The organism is Streptomyces typhae, assembly GCF_009755605.1.
GTDB classification, from domain to species: Bacteria; Actinomycetota; Actinomycetes; order Streptomycetales; family Streptomycetaceae; genus Streptomyces; species Streptomyces typhae.
Map to the genome: position 1 here is coordinate 212,502 of NZ_WPNZ01000011.1, position 18,989 is coordinate 231,490.

16 protein-coding genes are annotated in these 18,989 nt (G+C 74.7%); 5 read left to right on the top strand and 11 right to left on the bottom strand.

What is annotated here, in order from left to right; all coding sequences use genetic code 11:
- Window positions 1-120 precede the first annotated feature (120 nt).
- Window positions 121-822, top strand: a complete 702-nt coding sequence (locus GPA10_RS21310; RefSeq protein WP_157166877.1) for a bleomycin resistance protein — start codon at window positions 121-123, stop codon at window positions 820-822.
- Window positions 823-861: 39 nt separating this feature from the next.
- Here the strand turns inward: GPA10_RS21310 and GPA10_RS21315 are convergent, their stop codons facing one another.
- The 4 genes from GPA10_RS21315 to GPA10_RS21330 form a co-directional block, all read right to left on the bottom strand.
- Window positions 862-1,830: a class I SAM-dependent methyltransferase gene (locus GPA10_RS21315; RefSeq protein WP_157166878.1), complete on the bottom strand. Its 969-nt coding sequence runs from the start codon at window positions 1,828-1,830 to the stop codon at window positions 862-864.
- A gap of 119 nt (window positions 1,831-1,949) precedes the next feature.
- Window positions 1,950-2,696, bottom strand: a complete 747-nt coding sequence (locus GPA10_RS21320) for a class I SAM-dependent methyltransferase (RefSeq protein WP_157166879.1) — start codon at window positions 2,694-2,696, stop codon at window positions 1,950-1,952.
- Between the two features lie 49 nt (window positions 2,697-2,745).
- The gene (locus tag GPA10_RS21325; protein ID WP_157166880.1) at window positions 2,746-3,111 is read right to left on the bottom strand and encodes a 4a-hydroxytetrahydrobiopterin dehydratase; all 366 of its coding nucleotides are present in this window, start codon (window positions 3,109-3,111) and stop codon (window positions 2,746-2,748) included.
- A gap of 188 nt (window positions 3,112-3,299) precedes the next feature.
- Window positions 3,300-4,397 (bottom strand): ADP-ribosylglycohydrolase family protein, encoded by a 1,098-nt coding sequence (locus tag GPA10_RS21330; RefSeq protein WP_157166881.1) that lies wholly within the window; start codon window positions 4,395-4,397, stop codon window positions 3,300-3,302.
- An 81-nt stretch (window positions 4,398-4,478) separates the two neighbouring features.
- Here GPA10_RS21330 and GPA10_RS21335 point away from each other — a divergent pair, with 81 nt between their 5' ends.
- Window positions 4,479-5,312, top strand: coding sequence for a helix-turn-helix domain-containing protein (locus tag GPA10_RS21335; protein WP_079086876.1), 834 nt, complete (start codon window positions 4,479-4,481; stop codon window positions 5,310-5,312).
- 31 nt (window positions 5,313-5,343) lie between these two features.
- On the opposite strand, the gene dnaK is transcribed toward GPA10_RS21335, so the two are convergent.
- Together dnaK and GPA10_RS21345 are read right to left on the bottom strand one after the other, a co-directional pair.
- Window positions 5,344-7,296, bottom strand: coding sequence for a molecular chaperone DnaK (gene dnaK, locus GPA10_RS21340; protein WP_157166882.1), 1,953 nt, complete (start codon window positions 7,294-7,296; stop codon window positions 5,344-5,346).
- Between the two features lie 204 nt (window positions 7,297-7,500).
- The gene (locus GPA10_RS21345; RefSeq protein WP_343041178.1) at window positions 7,501-7,926 is read right to left on the bottom strand and encodes an OsmC family protein; all 426 of its coding nucleotides are present in this window, start codon (window positions 7,924-7,926) and stop codon (window positions 7,501-7,503) included.
- A 530-nt stretch (window positions 7,927-8,456) separates the two neighbouring features.
- Here GPA10_RS21345 and GPA10_RS21350 point away from each other — a divergent pair.
- The gene (locus GPA10_RS21350; protein WP_157166883.1) at window positions 8,457-10,094 is read left to right on the top strand and encodes a DUF6345 domain-containing protein; all 1,638 of its coding nucleotides are present in this window, start codon (window positions 8,457-8,459) and stop codon (window positions 10,092-10,094) included.
- Window positions 10,095-10,167: 73 nt separating this feature from the next.
- Here GPA10_RS21350 and GPA10_RS21355 read toward each other — a convergent pair whose 3' ends face one another.
- The 3 genes from GPA10_RS21355 to GPA10_RS21365 form a co-directional block, all read right to left on the bottom strand.
- Window positions 10,168-11,583, bottom strand: coding sequence for an amino acid permease (locus GPA10_RS21355; RefSeq protein WP_157166884.1), 1,416 nt, complete (start codon window positions 11,581-11,583; stop codon window positions 10,168-10,170).
- An 84-nt stretch (window positions 11,584-11,667) separates the two neighbouring features.
- The gene (locus tag GPA10_RS21360; RefSeq protein WP_246259528.1) at window positions 11,668-14,007 is read right to left on the bottom strand and encodes an alkaline phosphatase family protein; all 2,340 of its coding nucleotides are present in this window, start codon (window positions 14,005-14,007) and stop codon (window positions 11,668-11,670) included.
- Between the two features lie 352 nt (window positions 14,008-14,359).
- Window positions 14,360-14,788, bottom strand: a complete 429-nt coding sequence (locus GPA10_RS21365; RefSeq protein WP_058851308.1) for a hypothetical protein — start codon at window positions 14,786-14,788, stop codon at window positions 14,360-14,362.
- 99 nt (window positions 14,789-14,887) lie between these two features.
- Here GPA10_RS21365 and GPA10_RS21370 point away from each other — a divergent pair, with 99 nt between their 5' ends.
- Together GPA10_RS21370 and GPA10_RS21375 are read left to right on the top strand one after the other, a co-directional pair.
- Complete coding sequence (locus GPA10_RS21370; protein WP_343041179.1) at window positions 14,888-15,694, top strand: MBL fold metallo-hydrolase; 807 nt, start codon at window positions 14,888-14,890, stop codon at window positions 15,692-15,694.
- Window positions 15,691-16,326, top strand: coding sequence for a DedA family protein (locus GPA10_RS21375; RefSeq protein WP_157166885.1), 636 nt, complete (start codon window positions 15,691-15,693; stop codon window positions 16,324-16,326). Before GPA10_RS21370 ends, GPA10_RS21375 begins: the two co-directional genes overlap by 4 nt.
- Window positions 16,327-16,574: 248 nt before the next feature.
- On the opposite strand, the gene GPA10_RS21380 is transcribed toward GPA10_RS21375, so the two are convergent.
- Both GPA10_RS21380 and GPA10_RS21385 read right to left on the bottom strand, forming a co-directional pair.
- Complete coding sequence (locus GPA10_RS21380) at window positions 16,575-17,594, bottom strand: MBL fold metallo-hydrolase (protein WP_425505796.1); 1,020 nt, start codon at window positions 17,592-17,594, stop codon at window positions 16,575-16,577.
- Between the two features lie 62 nt (window positions 17,595-17,656).
- Entirely contained in the window at window positions 17,657-18,904 is a 1,248-nt protein-coding gene (locus tag GPA10_RS21385) for an aminotransferase class I/II-fold pyridoxal phosphate-dependent enzyme (protein WP_157166887.1), read from the bottom strand.
- Window positions 18,905-18,989 lie beyond the last annotated feature (85 nt).

Sequence of the window (18,989 nt, forward strand, 5' to 3'; positions counted from 1 at the left end):
GGTCGATACACCGTCCTCCCCCCGCACACATGCGGTCAACACGTGCGCGCCACACATGCGTCGAGCTGCCCGGCGTCAACCCCTCACTCCCTCTATTCAACTTTGACTAGGATGACGGTCATGGCCGAGAAAACCATTCCCTTGCTGCCCTGCCGGACCATCCAGCCCGTCGTCGACTTCTACACCGCGCTCGGGTTCGAGACGACGTACCTCCAGAAGAGCCCGTACGCGTACGCCGTGGTCGAACGCGGCGCCGTGGAGCTTCAGTTCTTCGGGATGAAGGAGTACGACCCCGCCGAGTCGATCTCGGGCTGCTACATCCTCACGGACGACGTGGACACGCTGTACGCGGACTTCCGGGCGGGCCTGAAGGCGGCGTACGGGAGGATCCCGCGCCGGGGGCTGCCGCGCATGGGGCCGCTGAAGGACATGTCGTACGGAGTACGGCAGTTCCTGATGACCGACCCGGCCGGGAACAGCATCCGCGTCGGCAGGCCGATCAGCGAGGACCAGGGGCACAGGGCCGCGCCCAAGGAGACCTTCGCGCGGGCGCTGCACGTCGCGGACGTCTTCGTGGACTCCAAGGAGGACCTGCCGGGCGCCGCGAAGGTCATCGACCGCGCCCTCGCCCTGGAGGACGAACAGCCCACCCCCGCGCAGCACGTGCGGCTGCTCGTGCTGCGCGGGGACATCGCCCAGCGGGTCGGCGACGACGCCCTCGCGGCGAGGCTCCTCGACCGGGCCGCGGGGATCGCGCTCACGGAGGCGGAGCGGGAGGCGGTGCGGGACGCGCTGGTGCGGCTCGAAGAGCTGCGGGAGTAGCGCCCCCGAAGGGAGCCGGGGGCGACCGCGCGGGGCGCGTCAGCGTGCCGTCGCCACGTGGACCGTGTGGGCCGTCAGGAGGTACAGGTCGGCGCGGCGGTGCAGGCTCTCCTCGTCCTGCGGGTCGAGGAGGCGGTCCAGGGCGGCGAGGTCGTCGGGGGCGAGGCCCGCGGTGGAGTCGGGCGCGGCGGCGAACTCGCGGTAGCGCTCGAAGGTCGCGACGACATGGGCGCGGGCCGCGTCGTCGAGGGGCGCGGGCAGATCGAGCAGGAAGCTGCGCGTCGCCACGTGCCGCAGCCCGGCGGCCGTGAGCAGCGCGGGCCAGTGCTCCGTCGTCTCCTTGGCGCCCGGCAGGTCCGCCCGCATCCGCGCGAACCACTCCTCGTTGGCCGCGTCCAGGCGGGCCTGGAGTCCGGGGCGGCCGACGCCGAAGTCGCGCGGCAGGCTGCGCGGCGCGAGGCCGCCTTCGAGGACGGCGAGCACACCGCCGGGCGCGAGCCGCTCCGCGAGGGCGGTCAGCGCGGCCACCTGGTCGCCGACGTGATGCACGGAGCGGGCCGCCCAGATGAGGTCGGCGGGCGCCAGCTCGCCGAGCCCGCCGGGCAGTTCGGCGCGGTGGGTGCCGACCCGGCCGGCGAGGCCGAGGCGGGTCGCGCGGGCGGCCGCGCGGGCGAGCAGCGCCTCCTCGGGGTCCGCCGCGATCACCCGGGACGCGGGGAACGCCTCGGCGAGCAGACAGGACACGACGCCGGGGCCGCTGCCCGCGTCGACGATCAGGGCCGGGTCGTCGCCCCGCTCCGCCGCGCCGCCGCCGTGCACCGTGCGGACGTCCCGCAGCCAGGCCGCCACCTCGCGGTAGACAGGGGCCGTGACCTCCGCGTTCTGCTCCAGGACGGGGGCCATGACGGCCCAGTCGATGTCACCGTGCCCGTGGCCGTGGCCGTGGCCATGGTCCTGCTTGTGGCCATGGCCCTGCTCGTGGCCGTGCCCGTGCCCCGTCACCGTCATCGTCGCTGCCTCTCTCGCACTCTCGCCTGGGAACGCTGCCAGCGTGCCCCGCGCCCTCGCTTTCAGCCAGCCGCGTTGCCGTTCCGGCAAAAGGATCGCCTCGGCAGACGGCGGGCGCGTCAGGCGCGCGGCGGTTTGCGGAACGCGTGCAGGGTGAACTCCGGGTCCGGGCGCCGGACGTCCTGGTCCGGGAGCGCCGCGAGGCGCGCCGCGAACCGTTCGGCGGACGCGGTGCCGGGCGGGATGCCGGTGAACCAGCCCCGGTGCAGGTCGGCGACGGTACTGCGGGGGCTGCGGCCCTGCCCGTGGCCGCGGAAGCGGGCCCGGCCCGCGGGGAGAAGGCCGTGCGCGGCCGCGTACTGCCCGACGCGCAGCGCCCCGTCCACGGGGCTGCGGACCGGGCGGCCCATGAGGGCCGCGTCGATGTCGCTGCCCACGTTGTGCGCGGCGGCCTTGTCGACGGTGGTGACGAGGACGCCGCCGGGCCGCAGCACCCGCGCGCACTCCCCGACGACGGCCGACGCCTCGTCGGGGCCCGCCAGCAGGTGCAGCAGCCACACCGCCGTCGCGGCGTCGAAAGCGCCGTCCGGGAACGGCAGTTGCCTGCTGTCCCCGAGGACGATCGCGCCGGGCACCCGCTCGGCCGCCATCCGCGCCATGCCGTACGCCGCGTCCACACCCGTCACCCGCAGCCCCCGCCGGGCGGCGAACCGCCGGGTGACCAGACCGGTGCCGCAGGCGACGTCGAGCAGCGAGGCGGTGCCCTGGGGCAGCAGCGAGAGCACCGCGTCGGCGGCGGCGACGGCCCGCGGCTCACCGCCGCGCGAGGCGTCGTACCGGGCGGACTCCTTGCCGTAGTCGAGCATCAGGCACCCGCTCCGCGCTCCCGGCGATGGGCCGTGGCCGCGCCGCTCATCACCGCGCCCCGTGGACCGCCGCCAGCGCCTCGACGGCGCGGGCCAGCGCGAAGTCCAGGTCGGTGAGGGCGCCGCCCGCGCTGTGGGTGGACACGGCGAGGGAGACCGTGTCGTAGCCGAGGGTCAGCTCGGAGTGGTGGTTCAGCTCCTCCTGCACCTGGGCGATGTGCACGACGACCGCGGCCGCGGCGAAGTGCGAGGCCAGGCGGTAGCTGCGGGTCAGCTTGGGGGCGGCGGCACCGCCCCCGGCGGCCGCCGTGCCCGACGCGGCCCCGGTGCCCGTACCGTCCGTGGTGAGGGACCAGCCGGGGAGTTCGGCGAGCCGGTCCTCGATCTCCTTCTGCGACAGCGGTTCTGCGGGCATGGCCGCGCTCCTCCCTGCGTGGACGGGGGTGGTCCTTCAGCCTGCCACAACGGCCGCCCACCGAGCAGACGCGTCCCCGGCCGACGGCCCGGCCGATGTCCCGGCCGACGCCCACCCGCACCCCCCGGTTGGCGTCCCGGCCGATGTCCCGGCGGGCGTCCCGGTCAATGTCCCGGCCGGCGTCGCGGTCAGTGTGCCGGACGCCCGCCGCACTCCCCCGCCAAGTCGTCGGCGACCGCGGCGATCACCTCCCGGCCCTCCGTCAGCCGCACCCACGCGCCCGGCAGTTCGTGGTCGCCGTGCAGGGCGCCGAGGAGATTTCCGCAGACGGAGCCCGTGGAGTCGCTGTCGCCCGAGTGGTTCACGGAGAGCAGGAGCGCCTCCTCGGCGCCGGATGCGGCCAGGGCCGCGTACACGCCGATGGCCAGGGCCTCCTCGGCGATCCAGCCCGCGCCGAGGGACTCCACCCGCTCCGCGGACGGCTCGCCCGCGGCGGCGAGGTCGACGGCGGCGGTCAGGGCGGCGGACGTCTCCTCGTGCCCCGCGTACCGGGCGAGGAGCCGCAGGGTGCGCAGGACCGCGCCCTCCAGCGAGTCGCCCGCGACCAGATGGCCGACGATCGCGGCGAGCGCGCCCGCCGCGTAGTAGCCCGTGGGGTGGCCGTGGGTGATCTGGGCGCAGCGGGCCGCGAGTTCGAAGGCGCTCGCGGCGGGCGCGCGGGTGAGGCCGAAGGGCGCCGAGCGCATCACCGTGCCGCAGCCCTTGGAGCCGGGGTTGACCGGTCCGGGCGGGCCGAGCTCGACCAGCGGGTCGGGGGCGTACGCGTGCGCGAGGCCGCTGAGGCAGGCGTTGCCCGGGGCCCGCCGCGCGTACAGCCAGGACTGCGCGCCGAGACCCCCGGGGGCCGGATGCCCGGCCGGGGCGGCGCTCGGGGCGGGCGCGGGCTTCGTCTGCGTGTCCAGCCAGCGCAGATACGCGTCGAGGACGAGCCGCGGGGCCGCGCCGCCGATGCCCTTGGCGCGCTCACGGGCGTGCGCGGCCGTCAGCGCCTCCGCCGTGAACAGGGTCATCTGGGTGTCGTCGCTGATCCGGCAGACGCCCGCCGCGTCCGGCAGCGGCCCCCGCACCCCGCGGGGCCCGTGCGCGGCCCTGATGCCGTCGAGGGAGGTGAACTCGACGGCGTAGCCGAGCGCGTCACCGACCGCCCCGCCCAGCAGACAGCCCCGCACCCGGGCCCGGTACGCCACGGCCGCCTCCCACGACAGCGCGTCCCACGGATTCGGCATGCACCCCTCCTCGCACACGTCCGGAACAGCCGTCCGATCCGGAACGGCCTTCCGCACGGTCTTCTGAACTACCTTCTGAACATGACCACTGTCGCGTCCGACCGCCGGAACAGCAAAGACAGCCCCGCGCAGGCCCCCTCCGAGGTGGGTGCCCTGCTGCGCGCCTGGCGCGAGGAGCGGCGCGTCAGCCAGCTGGAGCTGGCGCTGCGCGCGGACTCCTCGGCACGGCACATCAGCTTCGTGGAGACGGGCCGCTCCAAGCCGAGCGAGGAGTTCGTGCTCAAGCTGGCCGACCATCTGGACGTGCCGGTGCGCGAGCGCAACGCGCTGCTGCTCGCGGCCGGGTACGCGCCCCGCTTCCCGCAGACCCCGTTCGACGACCCGGCGATGGACGGTCTGCGGGCCGGCCTGGAGCGGCTCCTCCAGGGCTTCGAGCCGTACCCCGCGCTGGTCGTCGACGCCACGTACCAGGTGGTCGCCGCCAACCGGGGCATCGCGATGCTCCTCGACGGCCTGCCCGAGGACCTGCTCGTACCGCCCCTGAACGCCATGCGGATCACCCTGCACCCGCGCGGACTCGCGTCGCGGATCCGGAATCTGGGCGAGTGGCGCGGGCATCTGCTGCACCAGATGGAGCGGCAGATCGCGCTGCGCCGGTCGGCGGCGCTGCGGGCGCTGTACGACGAGGTGGCGGCCTATCCGGTGGCGGACCCCGGCGAGGACACGGCGGCGGACGGGGAGGTGTACCACTTCGCGCTGCCCTGCCGGATCGAGCACGAGGGCCGGGTGCTCTCGTTCGTGTCGTCGATCTCGACGTTCAACACGCCGATGGACGTGACCGTCGCCGAGCTGGCCGTCGAGACGCTGCTCCCGGCCGACCCGGCGACGGTCAAGTACCTCCAGTCACGGGGCTGACCCGCCCTCCGGCGGGGTCCGCGGGCTCCGCTCACCCGCCCTGACGCGGCGGCTGACCGTCGTCACGCCTGCCGTCCCCGGGGGCGTCGCCGTGCGCGGCGTCCTCGTCGACGATCTCCGCGTCCACGACGTCGTCGGCGCCGCCCCGGGCCCCGGCGTGCGCGTCCTCGGTCGGCGCGTCCGCGGACGTGCTGCCCTCCTGGCGGGCCTGCGCGGCCGCGTACATCGCCTGGCCCATCTTCTGGCTGACGGCGGCCAGCTTCTCGGCGGCGGCGCGCAGGGCGGCGGTGTCGTCGCCGTCGAGCAGCGGGCGCAGCTCGGCTGCCGCCGCCTCCACCTCGGCCCGCACGTCGGCGGGGACACGGCCGCCCGCGCCGGGCTCGCCCTCGCCGTCGTTGTCGCGCAGGAACTTCTCGGTCTGGTAGAGGAGCTGCTCGGCCTGGTTGCGGGTCTCGGCGGCCTCGCGGCGCCTGCGGTCCTCCTCGGCGTGCGCCTCCGCCTCCCGGACCATGCGGTCGATGTCGTCCTTGGGCAGCGCCGAACCGCCGGTGACGGTCATGCGCTGTTCGCGGCCCGTGGCCTCGTCCTTCGCCGAGACGTGCATGATGCCGTCGGCGTCGATGTCGAAGGTGACCTCGATCTTCGGTACGCCGCGGGGCGCGGGCGGCAGGCCGGTGAGGTCGAACACGCCGAGCTTCTTGTTGTACGCGGCGATCTCCCGCTCGCCCTGGAAGACCTGGATGCCGACCGAGGGCTGGTTGTCCTCGGCGGTGGAGAAGGTCTCCGAACGGCGGGTGGGGATGGTGGTGTTGCGCTCGATGAGCTTGGTCATGATGCCGCCCTTGGTCTCGATGCCGAGGGACAGCGGCGTCACGTCGAGCAGCAGCACGTCCTTCACGTCGCCGCGGATGACGCCCGCCTGGAGGGTGGCGCCGAGGGCGACGACCTCGTCGGGGTTGACGCCCTTGTGCGGCTCCTTGCCGGTGAGTTCCTTCACCAGGTCGCCGACGGCGGGCATCCGCGTGGAGCCGCCGACGAGGATGACGTGGTCGATCGCGGACAGCTGCACGCCCGCGTCCTTGACGGCCTGGTGGAAGGGGCCCTTGCAGCGGTCGAGGAGGTCGCCGGTCAGCTCCTGGAACTGGGCCCGGGTGAGCTTCTCCGTCAGGTGCAGGGGGCCCTCGGCGGACGCGGTGACGTAGGGCAGGTTGATGTCGGTCTCGCTGGACGAGGACAGTTCGATCTTCGCCTTCTCGGCGCCCTCGCGCAGCCGCTGCACGGCCATCTTGTCCTTGCCGAGGTCGATGCCGTGCGCGTTCTTGAACTGCCGTACGAGGTGCTCGACGATCCGCTGGTCCCAGTCGTCGCCGCCGAGGCGGGTGTCGCCGTTGGTGGCCTTGACCTCGATGACGCCGTCGCCCATCTCCAGGAGCGACACGTCGAAGGTGCCGCCGCCCAGGTCGAAGACCAGGACGGTCTGGTCGTCGCCCTTGTCGAGGCCGTAGGCGAGGGCGGCGGCCGTCGGCTCGTTGATGATCCGCAGGACCTTCAGGCCCGCGATCTCCCCGGCCTCCTTCGTGGCCTGGCGCTGCGCGTCGTCGAAGTACGCGGGCACGGTGATCACCGCGTCGGTGACGTCCTCGCCGAGGTAGGACTCGGCGTCCCGCTTCAGTTTCTGCAGCACGCGGGCGGACAGCTCCTGCGCGGTGTAGCGGGTGCCGTCGACGGCGGCGCCGCCCTCCGGGAAGCGCCAGCCGGCGTCGCCCATGTGGCGTTTGACGGAGCGTGCGGTGCGTTCCACGTTCGTGACCGCCTGGCGCTTGGCGACCTCGCCGACGAGGACGTCACCGCTCTTGGCGAACGCGACGACGGACGGGGTGGTGCGGGCTCCCTCCGCGTTCGCGATGACGGTGGGTTCACCGCCCTCCAGGACCGCCACCACCGAGTTCGTCGTCCCGAGATCGATCCCGACCGCACGTGCCATGTCCAACAACCCCTTCCGACGCGGCGCTTCTGCACTCTCCAGCACAAAACTTGAGCGGCCTGTTGTCAATGCCGCCTGCGCGCACGCCTCGTACCCGGCGGGCCCGGACACAACCGGCCCCGACACGGCCGGCCCCGACCCGCCCGGCCCGGACACGACGAAGCCGCCGGCCCGTCGTGCGGGTCGGCGGCTTCGCGCGGAGCGTCAGGCCAGCTTGGCCGAGAGGGTGATCGTCGTGCCGGTCAGCGCCTGGCTGACGGGGCAGTTGGCCTTGGCGTCCTCGGCGGCCGAGACGAAGGCGGCCTCGTCGAGACCGGGCACCTCGCCCTCGACGGTGAGGTGGATGCCGGTGATGCCGGTGCCCGGCTGGAAGGTCACGTCGGCGGACGTGACGAGCTTGGTGGGCGGGGTGCCCGCGCCGGTGAGGCCGTGGGACAGCGCCATGGAGAAGCAGCTGGAGTGCGCGGCGGCGATGAGCTCCTCCGGGCTGGTCCTGCCGTTCGCCTGCTCGGCGCGGGACGGCCAGGACACGGCCTGCTGCCCGATCCCCGAGGAGTCGAAGGTCACGGTGCCGGAGCCCTCGGTCAGGCTGCCTTCCCAGACCGTGTGTGCGGAGCGCGTGGTAGCCACGATGCCAAATCCCTTCGGTGAAGTACCTGGGGGTACATCCGATCACACTCCGGAGGGGAACAGCGCGCACCCCCGGGTACCGGCCCGCCCGGGTGCGGCACCGCGGGGGTGCCGTAGGCCCGCGCGGCGAAATCGGGCCGTGCGGCGGGACGGGGCCCCCGCGCGGCGGGCGGCCCCGCGCCGGTCGCCGCGCCCCGGGCCCGTGGGGCGCCTCCTCCGCGCGGTGTTCGAGGGGGTCGCGCTGGTGCGCGGGGTGGGCTACGAACAGTGGTGCGGCCCCGAACGCGCCGTTCCGGCCAGCGGGGCGCGTTCGCCCCCGCTCCCGTACCACCCCGGGCGCCCCTGCCACCGGTGCCGCTGGGGCGGCCCGGCACCCCCGGTGCGCAGCGCCAATGGCCGGAATGGCAACTGGGCAACCCCCTGCGGCGGTGACACTTTTAGGCCCCCTCGACATACGGGCTTCGGCCACGGCCCTGGCCGCGCCGTCGGGGGACCACTCAGGTCGGGGAGACCACTCAGGGGGTAAGGCCATGCGCATGATCTACTCGGACCGCGGTCCGTCTCCGTTCCAGCCGGAGAAGCCCGGCGCGGCCGGTGAGCGGGACTCGACGTTCGGCTGGTGGGGCGCGTTCAGCGTGGAGAAGTTCGCCACCGCGTCACCGCTGCGCTACACGCACGAGGACGCGAGTGGCTTCCTCGCGTACCTCCAGCAGTTCTACGACCGCAACTTCTGGTTCGCCGACGCGGGCGTCCAGGTGTGGGCGTACGAGGAGACGTTCGACAACTGGCAGGACCGGTACGGCATGGACGCGGTGTGCGCCGTCTACCACTCCGGGCACGGCGACATGGACGGCAACGGCGTGTTCTACGCCCCGCTCGGCGCGGCCTGGGACGGGCGCACCGACGCCGTCTCCACCCGTATGGCGCTCGGCAACGAGAAGGTCAGGTACATCTTCTGGTCGACGTGCTTCTCGCTGCGGGTCCTCGGCGGGCACTCGCCGATCCGCACGTGGGCGACCCCGAATCTGGGCTTCCGCATGCTCTTCGGCTTCGAGACGACCAGCATCGACAACCCGGACTACGGCAAGAAGTTCTGGGAGAAGTGGCGCTCCGGGCAGACGTTCTGTGACGCGTGGCTGAACGCGAGCTGGGACATCTGGAAGAACCAGGCCCCGTCGGTGGTCGCGGTCGGCGCCACCCAGGCCGAGGCCGTGAACCGGCTCAACACGGAGCGGACCCTCTTCCGCGACGCGGTGCCGGACAACTGGTACGCCTGGCGCTGGTACAACGCCCGCGCTGCGCTGGCCGACGACCTCACCGCGGCGCCGGAGAGCCCCCAGGTGATCCAGCTCGCGCCGCGCGACCCGAGCGTCGAACTGACCCGGGCGGGCCGGGTTGCGGAGTTCCCCGCCGCGGCCCTGGAGGAGGCGCAGGTCGAGCGGCAGGGCGTGCTCAGCGTCAGCTCCGGCGACCGCGTCGCCTCCACCGGGCCGCACGCGGTGCGCTGGGTGCGGCTCGCCGAGCCCAACCACCGCAACACCACCGCGCTGCCCACCGACCGCGCCGTCGAGCTCGCGCGGGCGTTCGCGGAGCAGCACGCCGACGGAGCCGAGCTGATCGTGGACGGCGTGCACGACCTGATGCAGAACTCGGGCACCAAGGACGGCGCGGAGACCGGGGCGCCGGTGTCCCTCCAGACGCACGTCACCTTCCGGCAGGCCTTCGACGGCGTGCCCGTGATCACGCCGGACCGCGGGGTGATCCGGGTCGGCCTCGACAACGACGGCAAGGTCGTGCAGGCCCAGCTGTCCACGCGCACGGCGACCGGCGAGTCCCGTGAGCCCAGCGCGCTCGTCGTGCCGCCCGCCGGGGCCGGGGGCACCCCCGCGGCGCCGCAGTCCCGCGACCCCCAGGAGGCGCTCGCGGCGGCGCAGGACCAGTTGCTCGCCGAGCTCGCGGTGCGGGGCGCGGGCGACGGCGGCGACTACCCGTCGGCGGTCGCGCGGGAGCAGCGGCCCGAGGCCAGGGACGTGCCGGGCTCGTTCCAGGTCGGCTACGAGATGGTGGGCAACGAGGCCTATCTGGCCGCCCGCAAGCTCGTCGAGATCGGCCCCGAGGAGGGCGGCTACAAGACGCGGCGCTGGGTGACGGCACCCCTGGCCCGGTAGGGGTCGCCGCACGCCGCGGCAGGACCCCCCGGCGGCGCCGTCCGGTGAGCGCCGGACGGCGTCGTGGGGAGCGCTAGCGGAGGGCGGCCCGCTGCTTGCGGGCCGCCATCCACGCGTACAGGAGCACCCCCACGAAGAGGAACAGCACGCCCTGGTAGACAGCCGCGTACCCGGCGCCCGCGACCAGCCACATCGAGAAGCCGAACGCGAGGGCGGCGAGCACCGAGTCGCGCACGAGGCGGCCCCGGTCCACGCGCTCGCCCTGCCCGGAGGCGAGGAAGTAGATCTGCGCGGCGGTGGCGAGCAGATACGGCACGGTGGCCGTGAACGTCGTCACGAGGACGAGCACCTCGAAGACGCCCGCGGGTCCCGCCGTGTAGTTGTAGACGGTGAGCAGCGAGGCGAGGACCACGGTGACCAGGACGCCGACGGTCGGCACTCCGCGCCGCTTCTTCGCGAACGCGCTCGGGAAGAGGCCGTCGCGGGCGGCGGCGTAGGGGGCCTGGGCGCTCAGCAGCGTCCAGCCGTTGAGCGCGCCGACCATGGAGACGAGCGCGGCGACCGCCACGGCCGTGCCGCCCCAGGCCCCGCCGAACATGGCGTTCACCGCGTCCGAGAACGGTGCCGTGGAGTCGACGAGCCTGTCGTGCGCGACGGTGCCGAAGACGGCCAGGGTGCCGAGCAGATAGACGAGGGCCGCGCCGAGGGTGCCGAGGACGGTGGCGCGCCCGACGTTGCGCCGCGGGTCGCGCACCTCGCCCGCGCTGACGGCGGCGGACTCCACGCCCAGGTACGAGAAGAGCAGGATGGCCGCGGACGCGGACACCGCGCCGACGGGGCTCTCGTCGCTCGCCCGGAACGGCCCGAGGTTGCCGCTGTCGAAGAAGAAGAGACCGCCGAAGGCGACGAGCAGCAGCGGCAGGAACTTCAGGACCGTGGCGACGAGTTGGACGGCACCGACCCAGCGCGTACCGGCCAGGTTGGCGAGGGCGGGCAGGAGTTGCAGCGTGAGCGCGGCCAGACAGGCGGTCCACCGGTGGTCGGCGACCGGCACGAGGACGTCGAGATAGCCGACGGCGGCCACGGCGAGCGCCGCGTTCGACACCCATGTCGTGATCCAGTACGACCAGGCGGCGAGGAACCCCGCGAAGTCGCCGAACGCGGCGCGCGCGTACACATAGGGGCCGCCGGTGCGCGGGTCGCGGTGCGCGAGCCGCCCGAAGACCAGCGCGAGCGCGACGGCGCCCGCCGTCAGGACGGCGAACGCGAGAAGGCTGATGGTGCCGAACGGCGCGACGGAGGCGGGGAGCAGGAAGATGCCGCCGCCGATGATGTTGCCCATGACGAGACAGGTGGCGACGGGGAGGCCGAAGCGCCGGGCGTGCCTGCTGTCGTCGCCGTCCCCGGACTGCGCGGGCAGGCCGGGCTTGGGGAGTTCTGCCTGGTGGGGGGCCGGAGCCGACGGGGAAACGGTTCCGGTGTCGTGCATGGGGTGGTGCGCCTCTCGTTGTGCCGTGCGCCCGGGATCGCCGAGCGCACGGCCATGGTCGGGCACACCGGACGCTGCACCAAATCAGTGTGTTTTGTCCGGTGCGGCGCGGTCACCGACCGGAAAAGCTGTCGAGGGTCCGCTGTCCGGGCGGCGAATGTCCACGGGGGTCGTGGGGTCGCCGAGAGCTGCGGGAACGCCGGGGGTCTCGGGTGCGCGGGGCGCCGCGGAGACGCCGGACGGCGCAGGGACACCCGGCGCCGTGGAAGCATCGGACGGCTCAGGGACACCGGGCGCCGTGGAAGTGCTGGAGGTCGTCGGGGCACCAGGGGTGGCCGAACCGGGGGCGGCCGCGGTGGGCGGGCTCCCGTGCTCCTCCTGCCGCCAGCGGCGCAGCACGGCGTGCACCGCCTCGGCGCCGACGAGTTCGCCGCCGTCCCCGACCGCCGGGGACAGCGCGAGCGGCGCGAGCAGGAACGGGCGCGACTGGGCGCCGCCGAGGCCGCCGTGCGAGCCGATCTGCTCCTCGAAGGCGAGGACTTCGCCGTCCCGCGGGTCGTACCAGGAGTTGACCATGATGTCGGCCGTGTGCGGGAAGGAGTCGGTGCGCCGCACGGCGTCGACGGCGCCGGGCCCGAAGTCGGCGAGGGGCCCCAGGTCCTCAGGCCCTCGCAGGTCGCCGTCAAGGCGGACCTCGGCGCCCCGCGCCCCGAGCACGAGCGCCCCGTGCTCGGCGCTGCGTACGAGGAGGAAGCCGATGCCCGGGTGGTTGGCGAGGGTCGGCAGGAGCGCCGGGTGGCGGCGGTCGATCTCCTCGCGGGTCATGCGGTGCGGCACGTCGGGGAAGGACACGAGGCCGAGGTTGCCCGAGGCCAGGACGACGGGTTCGGCGTGGCGGTGCGGGTGGTGCTCGCCCGCGCCCTCCTCGACGGGCCTGCGCAGCGCGGCCCGCACGGCCGAGCGGGCCTCGGCGCCGCTGTGGGTGCGCCGGGCACGGCGGGGCACGGGCAGACCGGAGCCCGCGCGCACCAGGTCGGCCAGGGTCAGGCCGTAGCGGGCGCGGAAGGTCTCGCCGGGGCTCTGGCCGTGGTCGGAGAGCAGCACGATGCGGTAGGGCCGGGGCGCGTGGTCGGCCACCTGCTCGATCAGGGCGAGGGACCGGTCGAGGCGGGCCAGCACCTTCTCGGCGTCGGCGCTCGTGGGCCCCGAGTGGTGGGCAACCTCGTCGTACGCGACCAGGTCGGCGTAGACGGCGGCGCGCCCGGCGAGCATGTCCCCGATGACGGCGGCGACCACGACGTCGCGCTCCACGACGGTGGCGAAGGCCCGGATGAAGGGGTACAGGCCGCCGCGGCCCACGCGCGGGCGGCGTCGGCGCAGTCGCGCCCGGGTCGACTCGGCGATCTCGCGGCCGACCTCGGCGACGAAGGACAGGGCGGTGCGGACGGCGTTCGCGGGGTCGGAGAAGTAGGCGAAGTAGCCGGCGCGGGAACGGTTCTTCCGGTCGCGCCTCGCGGCCACCGACAGGACCAGGGCGAGCTGGTCGGCGCCCCCGCCGAACAGGTTGCCGCGGCTCGCGCCGCCGTCGGCGAGGAGCCCCGGGTCGCCGGTGCGGGCGACGGCTCGGCGCTGCAGCTCGGCGGCGGACGCGGGCCGGTTGGAGACCATGACCTCGCCGGTGTCCTTCTCGTACCAGCGGAAGGCGGGGACGTCGTGGTTGCTGCCGTGCAGGATGGCGAGCTGGCTCGCTCCGGTCTGGCTCGACCAGTCGGTGCGCCAGGGGGTGAGGCGGTGGGTGGGCGCGGCGGTGCTCGTTCCCGCGCTCGGGGCCGCACTCTTCTCCGCGGCCGCGGCCGCGGTCGCGGTCGCGCCTGCGCCCCTGCCTGAGGTCCCGCCCGCGCTCGGTGCCGCGCCGAGCCAGCGGGCCACGGTCGGCATGAGGCCCTTGCCGACGGCCCCGGTCAGCACGTCGTGCCCCACGCCGTCGAGCTGGAGGAACAGGATGCCCGGGGTGCTCGGGCTGTGCGTGCCGTCGGCGCGGCGGCGCCTGCGGTCGGCGAGGCGGTACAGACGGCGGCGGTAGGCGTCATCGTCGCGGACCGCGAGGGCGCCGCCGGTCGCCGACGCGACGGCCGACATCACGGCCGCGACGACCACCGCGGTCTCGGCGTTGGCGTCGCCGCGGCCGTCCGGGATGAGACGCAGGGCGAGCAGCAGCAGGGAGCCGTTCAGGAAGAAGGTGAGCAGGCCGAGGACCAGGGCGGGTACGAGGAGCAGCGCGCGCACAAGGAGCGGCCACACCAGGGCCGAGAGGAGGCCGAAGGCGCCCGCGCCGAGGGCCGCGGTGATCGCGATGCGGGTGGCGCTGTCGCCGTCGTCCGACTGGAGCTTGAAGTCCGGCAGGATGCCGGCGAGCACGAGCATCGTGAGCGTGCTGACCGCCCACACGGCGACGACTCGCCACGCCGTGCGGCCCGCCTTCCGCCATGCCGTGCGGCCCGCCTGCCGCCATCGCCCGTCCCGCACCGTGCCCGACCGCCTCACGTTCCCTCGACCTTGCCTCTGACCTTGCCCTCCGACCTTGCCTTCAGCGTGTCACAGGCCTGGGGGCCGCTGCGGGGTCGGCAACCGTCCCGCCGCTTCGCGGCGGTCTCCCACCCGCCCGCCCGTCACTGTGAGGGGGTGACCTCACCGTCGCGGGCGGGCGGGGGGACGGAGCGGTGCGGGACCGCACCGCCGAGCCGTGGAGGCAGGCCGCAGCGCCCGGCTCTGCGGTTCAGGAGCCGTCGTAGCCCGCTGTCGGCATGGAGAGGCGGCGGTGGACGCGCGCCTTCATGGGGGCGTCGTACGCCGGTTCGGTCAGGCCCGCCGTCTCGACGCGCACCCCCCGCCGCGCGCACTCCTCGGTGAACTCCTCGGGGGACCGCAGCGCCCGCTCGAACACCCGTCGGCACGGCACCACGAACAGGTCGACGAGACCGGCGTCCACGTCGTTCCACAGGACCGCGTGGTCGCTGCGCAGGCCGTGGACGACGAGCTCGCGCGTCACCACGTACCCCTGGTCGGCGGCCCAGCGCGCGCACATGGCGTGCTGGCTGCGCGAGTCCACCAGGAAGGGGTCGGCGTCCAGCTCCTCCAGGGGCGTCAGGCTGGCGATCGCCGCGACCCGTACCGCGCGCGCGGTGCCTCTGTCCCCATGTCCCATGACGTCCCCCTCACCTCTGCCGTCGGGCCACCCCGGGTGTCAGCCGTCGACACTACTCCTGGCCGTAGGCTCGGAGACAGTCACACGAAGGAGGAACGGGTGCAGCCGGACGTCACGGTCACCTGGTGGGGGCACGCCACCTGCACGGTCGAGGACTCGGGCATCCGTGTACTGACCGATCCGCTGTTCGTGCGCCGCCTCGCGCATCTGCGCCGCAGGCGGGGCGCGCTGCCGCCCCCGCAGGCGGCCGTCGCGGACGTCGTCCTGCTCTCGCACCTGCACGCCGACCATCTGCACGTGCCGTCCCTGGCGCGCCTGGCCCCGGACACCCGCGTCCTTATCCCGCGCGGCGCCGCCCGCTCGGTGCCGGGCCTGCGCAGGCTGACCCACCTGCGGTTCACGGAGGTCGCACCGGGCGACGAAGTACCGGTGCACACGGCCCGCGCCAACGGCGACGGCAACGGCGTCACCGTGCGCGTCGTCCCCGCCCTCCACGACGGCCGCCGGCTGCCCATGGGCCCGCACCGCTCCCCCGCGCTCGGCTACGTGGTCGAGGGCCGTGCCCGCACCTACTTCGCGGGGGACACGGGCCTGTTCGACGCGATGGCCGACGAGGTGGGCCCCGTCGACGTGGCGCTGCTCCCCGTCGGCGGCTGGGGCCCCTACCTGGGGCACGGGCACCTGGACCCGGTGCGCGCCGCCGAGGCGCTGTCCCGGATCGCGCCGCGCAGCGCGGTCCCGGTGCACTACGGCACGTACTGGCCGATCGGCATGGACGCGGTGCGTCCGCACGAGTTCCACGGTCCGGGCGACGAGTTCGTGCGGCAGGCGGCCCGCCGCGCCCCGGAGGTCGCCGTGCACCGGCTCGGGCACGGCGAGTCGGTGCGCCCCGGGGCGACCCGATGATCCTCGGCGCCGCGGCGCAGGTCTCGCCGGACTCCACCCAGCAGGCGGTGGCCTATCCGTCGCTGTTCCTGCTCGTGGTCGTCGGCGCCCTGGTGCCCGTGGTGCCGACGGGCGCCCTGGTGAGCTCGGCGGCCGTGGTGGCCCTGCACCAGACCGACACGTCGCCGTTCGCGCTGCTCGTCGTGTTCGGCGTGGCCTCGCTCGCGGCGTTCGCCGGGGACATGGGCCTGTACTGGCTCGGGCGGCGCGGCATGCGCTCCAAGAACGGTTCGCGCTGGCTGGAGGCCATCCGTGACCGTGCTCCCGAGGAGCGGCTGCGGCAGGCCCAGGGCAAGCTCGACGACCACGGCGTGCTCGTCCTCGTCCTGTCGCGGCTCGTCCCCGCGGGCCGCATCCCGGTCATGCTGGCCTGCCTCCTGGCGAAGATGCCGGTACGCCGCTTCGCCCGCGGCAACCTCCCCGCCTGCCTGGCCTGGGCGCTGACGTACCAGCTCATCGGCATCCTCGGCGGCGCCCTCTTCAACGAGCCCTGGCAGGGCGTGGCCCTGGCGGTGGGTCTGACGGTGGTCATCAGCGTCGCACCGCCCCTCTGGCGCAGGCTGCGCAGGAACTCCAGCCCGTCCGGCGTCTGAGCGACGAGCGCGCAAGCGCAACAAACAAGCCCGCCCGACGCCTGAGGACAAGCGCGCAAGCACGACAAACAAGCCCGCCCGACGCTTGAAGACAAGCGCGCAAGCACGACAAACAAGCCCGCCCGACGCTTGAAGACAAGCGCGCAAGCACGACAAACAAGCCCGCCCGACGCTTGAAGACAAGCGCGCAAGCGCAACGAACAAGCCCGTCCGGCGCTTGAGGACGAGCGCGCAAGCGCGACAGGACCTCAGCCCCCGAGCACCCGGGACCCACCCACCGGCAGATCCCACAGATCCGCAGGATCGAGCCCGGCCCCGCGCCAAGCGGCCCGCACCCGGCCCAGGGGCTCCAGCACAGGCTCCGCCGACAGCAGGAAAGTCCCCCAGTGCATGGGCGCCATCCGCCGCGCCCCCACATCGATGGCGGCCCGCACCGCCTCCTCCGGATCGCAGTGGACGTCCCGCAGCCACCACCGCGGCTCGTACGCCCCGATCGGGAGGAGCGCGAGGTCGATCCCTGGGTACCGCTCCCCGATCCGGGCGAACCAGTGCCCGTACCCCGTGTCCCCGGCGAAGTACACCCGCTGCCCGTCCGCGTCGGTGAGCATCCAGCCGCCCCACAGCGAACGGCACGTGTCCCGAAGGCCCCGCTTGGACCAGTGGTGCGCGGGCACGAAGTCGAAGCGGGTTCCGTCCAGTTCGGCGCCCTCCCACCAGTCGAGCTCGACGACCCGGGTGAAGCGGCGGCGGGTGAACCAGCGGCCGAGGCCCGCCGGTACGAAGACGGGGGTGTCGCGCGGCAGGCGCCGCAGGGTGGGCGCGTCCAGGTGGTCGTAGTGGTTGTGGCTGATGACCACCGCGTCGACGCGGGGCAGCGCGCTCCAGGCCACTCCGACGGGGGTGACGCGGGCGGGGGTGCCGAGGATCCTGCGGGACCAGACGGGGTCGGTGAGGACGGTGAGCCCACCGACGCGCACCACCCAGCTCGCGTGCCCCGCCCAGGTCACGGCGACCGTACGGGAGTCCACGCGCGGCAGCGGCCCCGGCTCGTACGGCAGCAGCGGAATGTCGGCGAGCCCCTCGGGCCGGGGCCGCAGGGCGGCCTCGCGGGCGAACCGCGCGAAGGCCCGCAGTCCGGGCAGGGGCGCGGTGAGCCGGTCGGCGAAGGACCTCGGCCACAGGCGTACGGTGCCGGGGGCACAGGGCACGGGCGGCGCGGCGCCCGGCGCGGCGGCCCGACCCGGCGGCTCCTGACCCCCTCCCTGCACCCCTCCCTGCGCCACTCCCTGCGCCACTCCCTGCGCCCGCTGAACCGGCTGAGTCTGCTGCGTCACCGAGGAGGCTCCCATCGCTCTGCTGCTGCGCGGAGTTCGCCGAAGGCCGCTCCGAACACGTCCAAAGCCCTTTTCACGTGCGGCAGTTCCAGGGGGTCGGGGGTGCGGAGCGCGGCGAGCCGCGCCTTCGGGTCCGTGCCGAGGAACGGTCCCGTCGACAGGCGTACGCGCAGCGCGGCGATGTCGTCGCCGAAGCGGTGGCCGCCGGGCGCGGGCATGCCGAGGCGCTCCTGGAGGTGGTCCTCCAGTTCCTGGGCGTCGGTGACGCCGCGTGCGGCGAGGGCGGACCGCAGCGGCTCCAGGTCGGCGTACAGATGGCGGCCCGCCCGCGGCGGCCGGACGAGGCCGCCCGCCGCGGCCACCCGGTCCCGCGCCCCGGCGGCCAGGCACGCGTGCAGCCGCACCGCGGCGGCGAGGCGGGCGGTGACCTCGTCCGGTTCGGCGAGCACGTACGCGGCAGCGGCGGCGACCGGCGCGGTGGGCGTCGCGCCGAGCGCGGCGAGCACGTCGAGGACGCGGGCGCGCAGCGCAGCGCCGGGGCCGGTCGCGGGGAACCGGGCGACCGCCGCGGGCAGTCCTGGCGGCAGGAACGCGCCGGACAGGTCGCAGACGACGGTGACCTGTGCGGGGGCCATCTCGGCGGGGCCGAACAGGACCGTCCCGCGCGGGCGGTGCAGCGTGTCGCGCCACGTCTCGTCGCTGACGACGTGCAGCCCCTCCGCTGCCGCGGCCTCGACGGCCTCGTGCACGACCTCCGGCGGTGGCACGGTGGCCGTCGGGTCGTCGGCCACCGAGAGGACGAGCAGCCGCGGGGCGCCACCCTCGGCGCGGACGCGGCGGACGGTTTCGAGCAGGGCGTACGGGTCGGGCACGCCGCCGCACTCGGCGGGCGTCGGCACGTGGTGGACGGACTTGCCGAGCAGCCGCATCTGGGGCCCCCACCAGGCGGCGCAGGGGCGCGGCAGCAGGACGTCGCCGCCGACGGCCGCGGCGAGCGCGAGCAGCAGCGGAGCGGCGCCGGGCGCGGCGGCCACCTGCTCGGGGCCCGCGGGCAGGCCCCGCCGCGACCAGTAGCCGCACGCCGCGTCCAGGAGGCCGCGGTCGCCGCCGGGCGGCTGGACCTCGACCCGGGCCGCGGCGGACGCGAGCACCGCGGCAAGCTCCGGGAGCACCGGCAGGCAGGGCTCCGGTGCGGGCGGGCCGTACCGCACGCGGCCACGGCCCTCGTGCTCCGTCCGCCGCATGGGTACCTCCGTGCGCTCCCTGACCGTTCCTGTGCCGTCGGGTAACTGCGTACCCGCGGCGGCGCCGCTCCATCTGCGGGTGGCC

What these genes read in the sequence shown, in the direction of transcription:
- GPA10_RS21325 (WP_157166880.1), bottom strand. Translation starts at nt 3,111, where the DNA reads ATGCCCGCAGAACCGCTGTCGCAGAAGGAGATCGAGGACCGGCTCGCC.
- GPA10_RS21330 (WP_157166881.1), bottom strand. Translation starts at nt 4,397, where the DNA reads ATGCCGAATCCGTGGGACGCGCTGTCGTGGGAGGCGGCCGTGGCGTAC.
- GPA10_RS21360 (WP_246259528.1), bottom strand. Translation starts at nt 14,007, where the DNA reads ATGCTCGTGCTCGCCGGCATCCTGCCGGACTTCAAGCTCCAGTCGGAC.
- GPA10_RS21375 (WP_157166885.1), top strand. Translation starts at nt 15,691, where the DNA reads ATGATCCTCGGCGCCGCGGCGCAGGTCTCGCCGGACTCCACCCAGCAG.
- GPA10_RS21335 (WP_079086876.1), top strand. Translation starts at nt 4,479, where the DNA reads ATGACCACTGTCGCGTCCGACCGCCGGAACAGCAAAGACAGCCCCGCG.
- dnaK (WP_157166882.1), bottom strand. Translation starts at nt 7,296, where the DNA reads ATGGCACGTGCGGTCGGGATCGATCTCGGGACGACGAACTCGGTGGTG.
- GPA10_RS21350 (WP_157166883.1), top strand. Translation starts at nt 8,457, where the DNA reads ATGCGCATGATCTACTCGGACCGCGGTCCGTCTCCGTTCCAGCCGGAG.
- GPA10_RS21385 (WP_157166887.1), bottom strand. Translation starts at nt 18,904, where the DNA reads ATGCGGCGGACGGAGCACGAGGGCCGTGGCCGCGTGCGGTACGGCCCG.
- GPA10_RS21320 (WP_157166879.1), bottom strand. Translation starts at nt 2,696, where the DNA reads ATGCTCGACTACGGCAAGGAGTCCGCCCGGTACGACGCCTCGCGCGGC.
- GPA10_RS21365 (WP_058851308.1), bottom strand. Translation starts at nt 14,788, where the DNA reads ATGGGACATGGGGACAGAGGCACCGCGCGCGCGGTACGGGTCGCGGCG.
- GPA10_RS21355 (WP_157166884.1), bottom strand. Translation starts at nt 11,583, where the DNA reads ATGCACGACACCGGAACCGTTTCCCCGTCGGCTCCGGCCCCCCACCAG.
- GPA10_RS21310 (WP_157166877.1), top strand. Translation starts at nt 121, where the DNA reads ATGGCCGAGAAAACCATTCCCTTGCTGCCCTGCCGGACCATCCAGCCC.
- GPA10_RS21315 (WP_157166878.1), bottom strand. Translation starts at nt 1,830, where the DNA reads ATGACGGTGACGGGGCACGGGCACGGCCACGAGCAGGGCCATGGCCAC.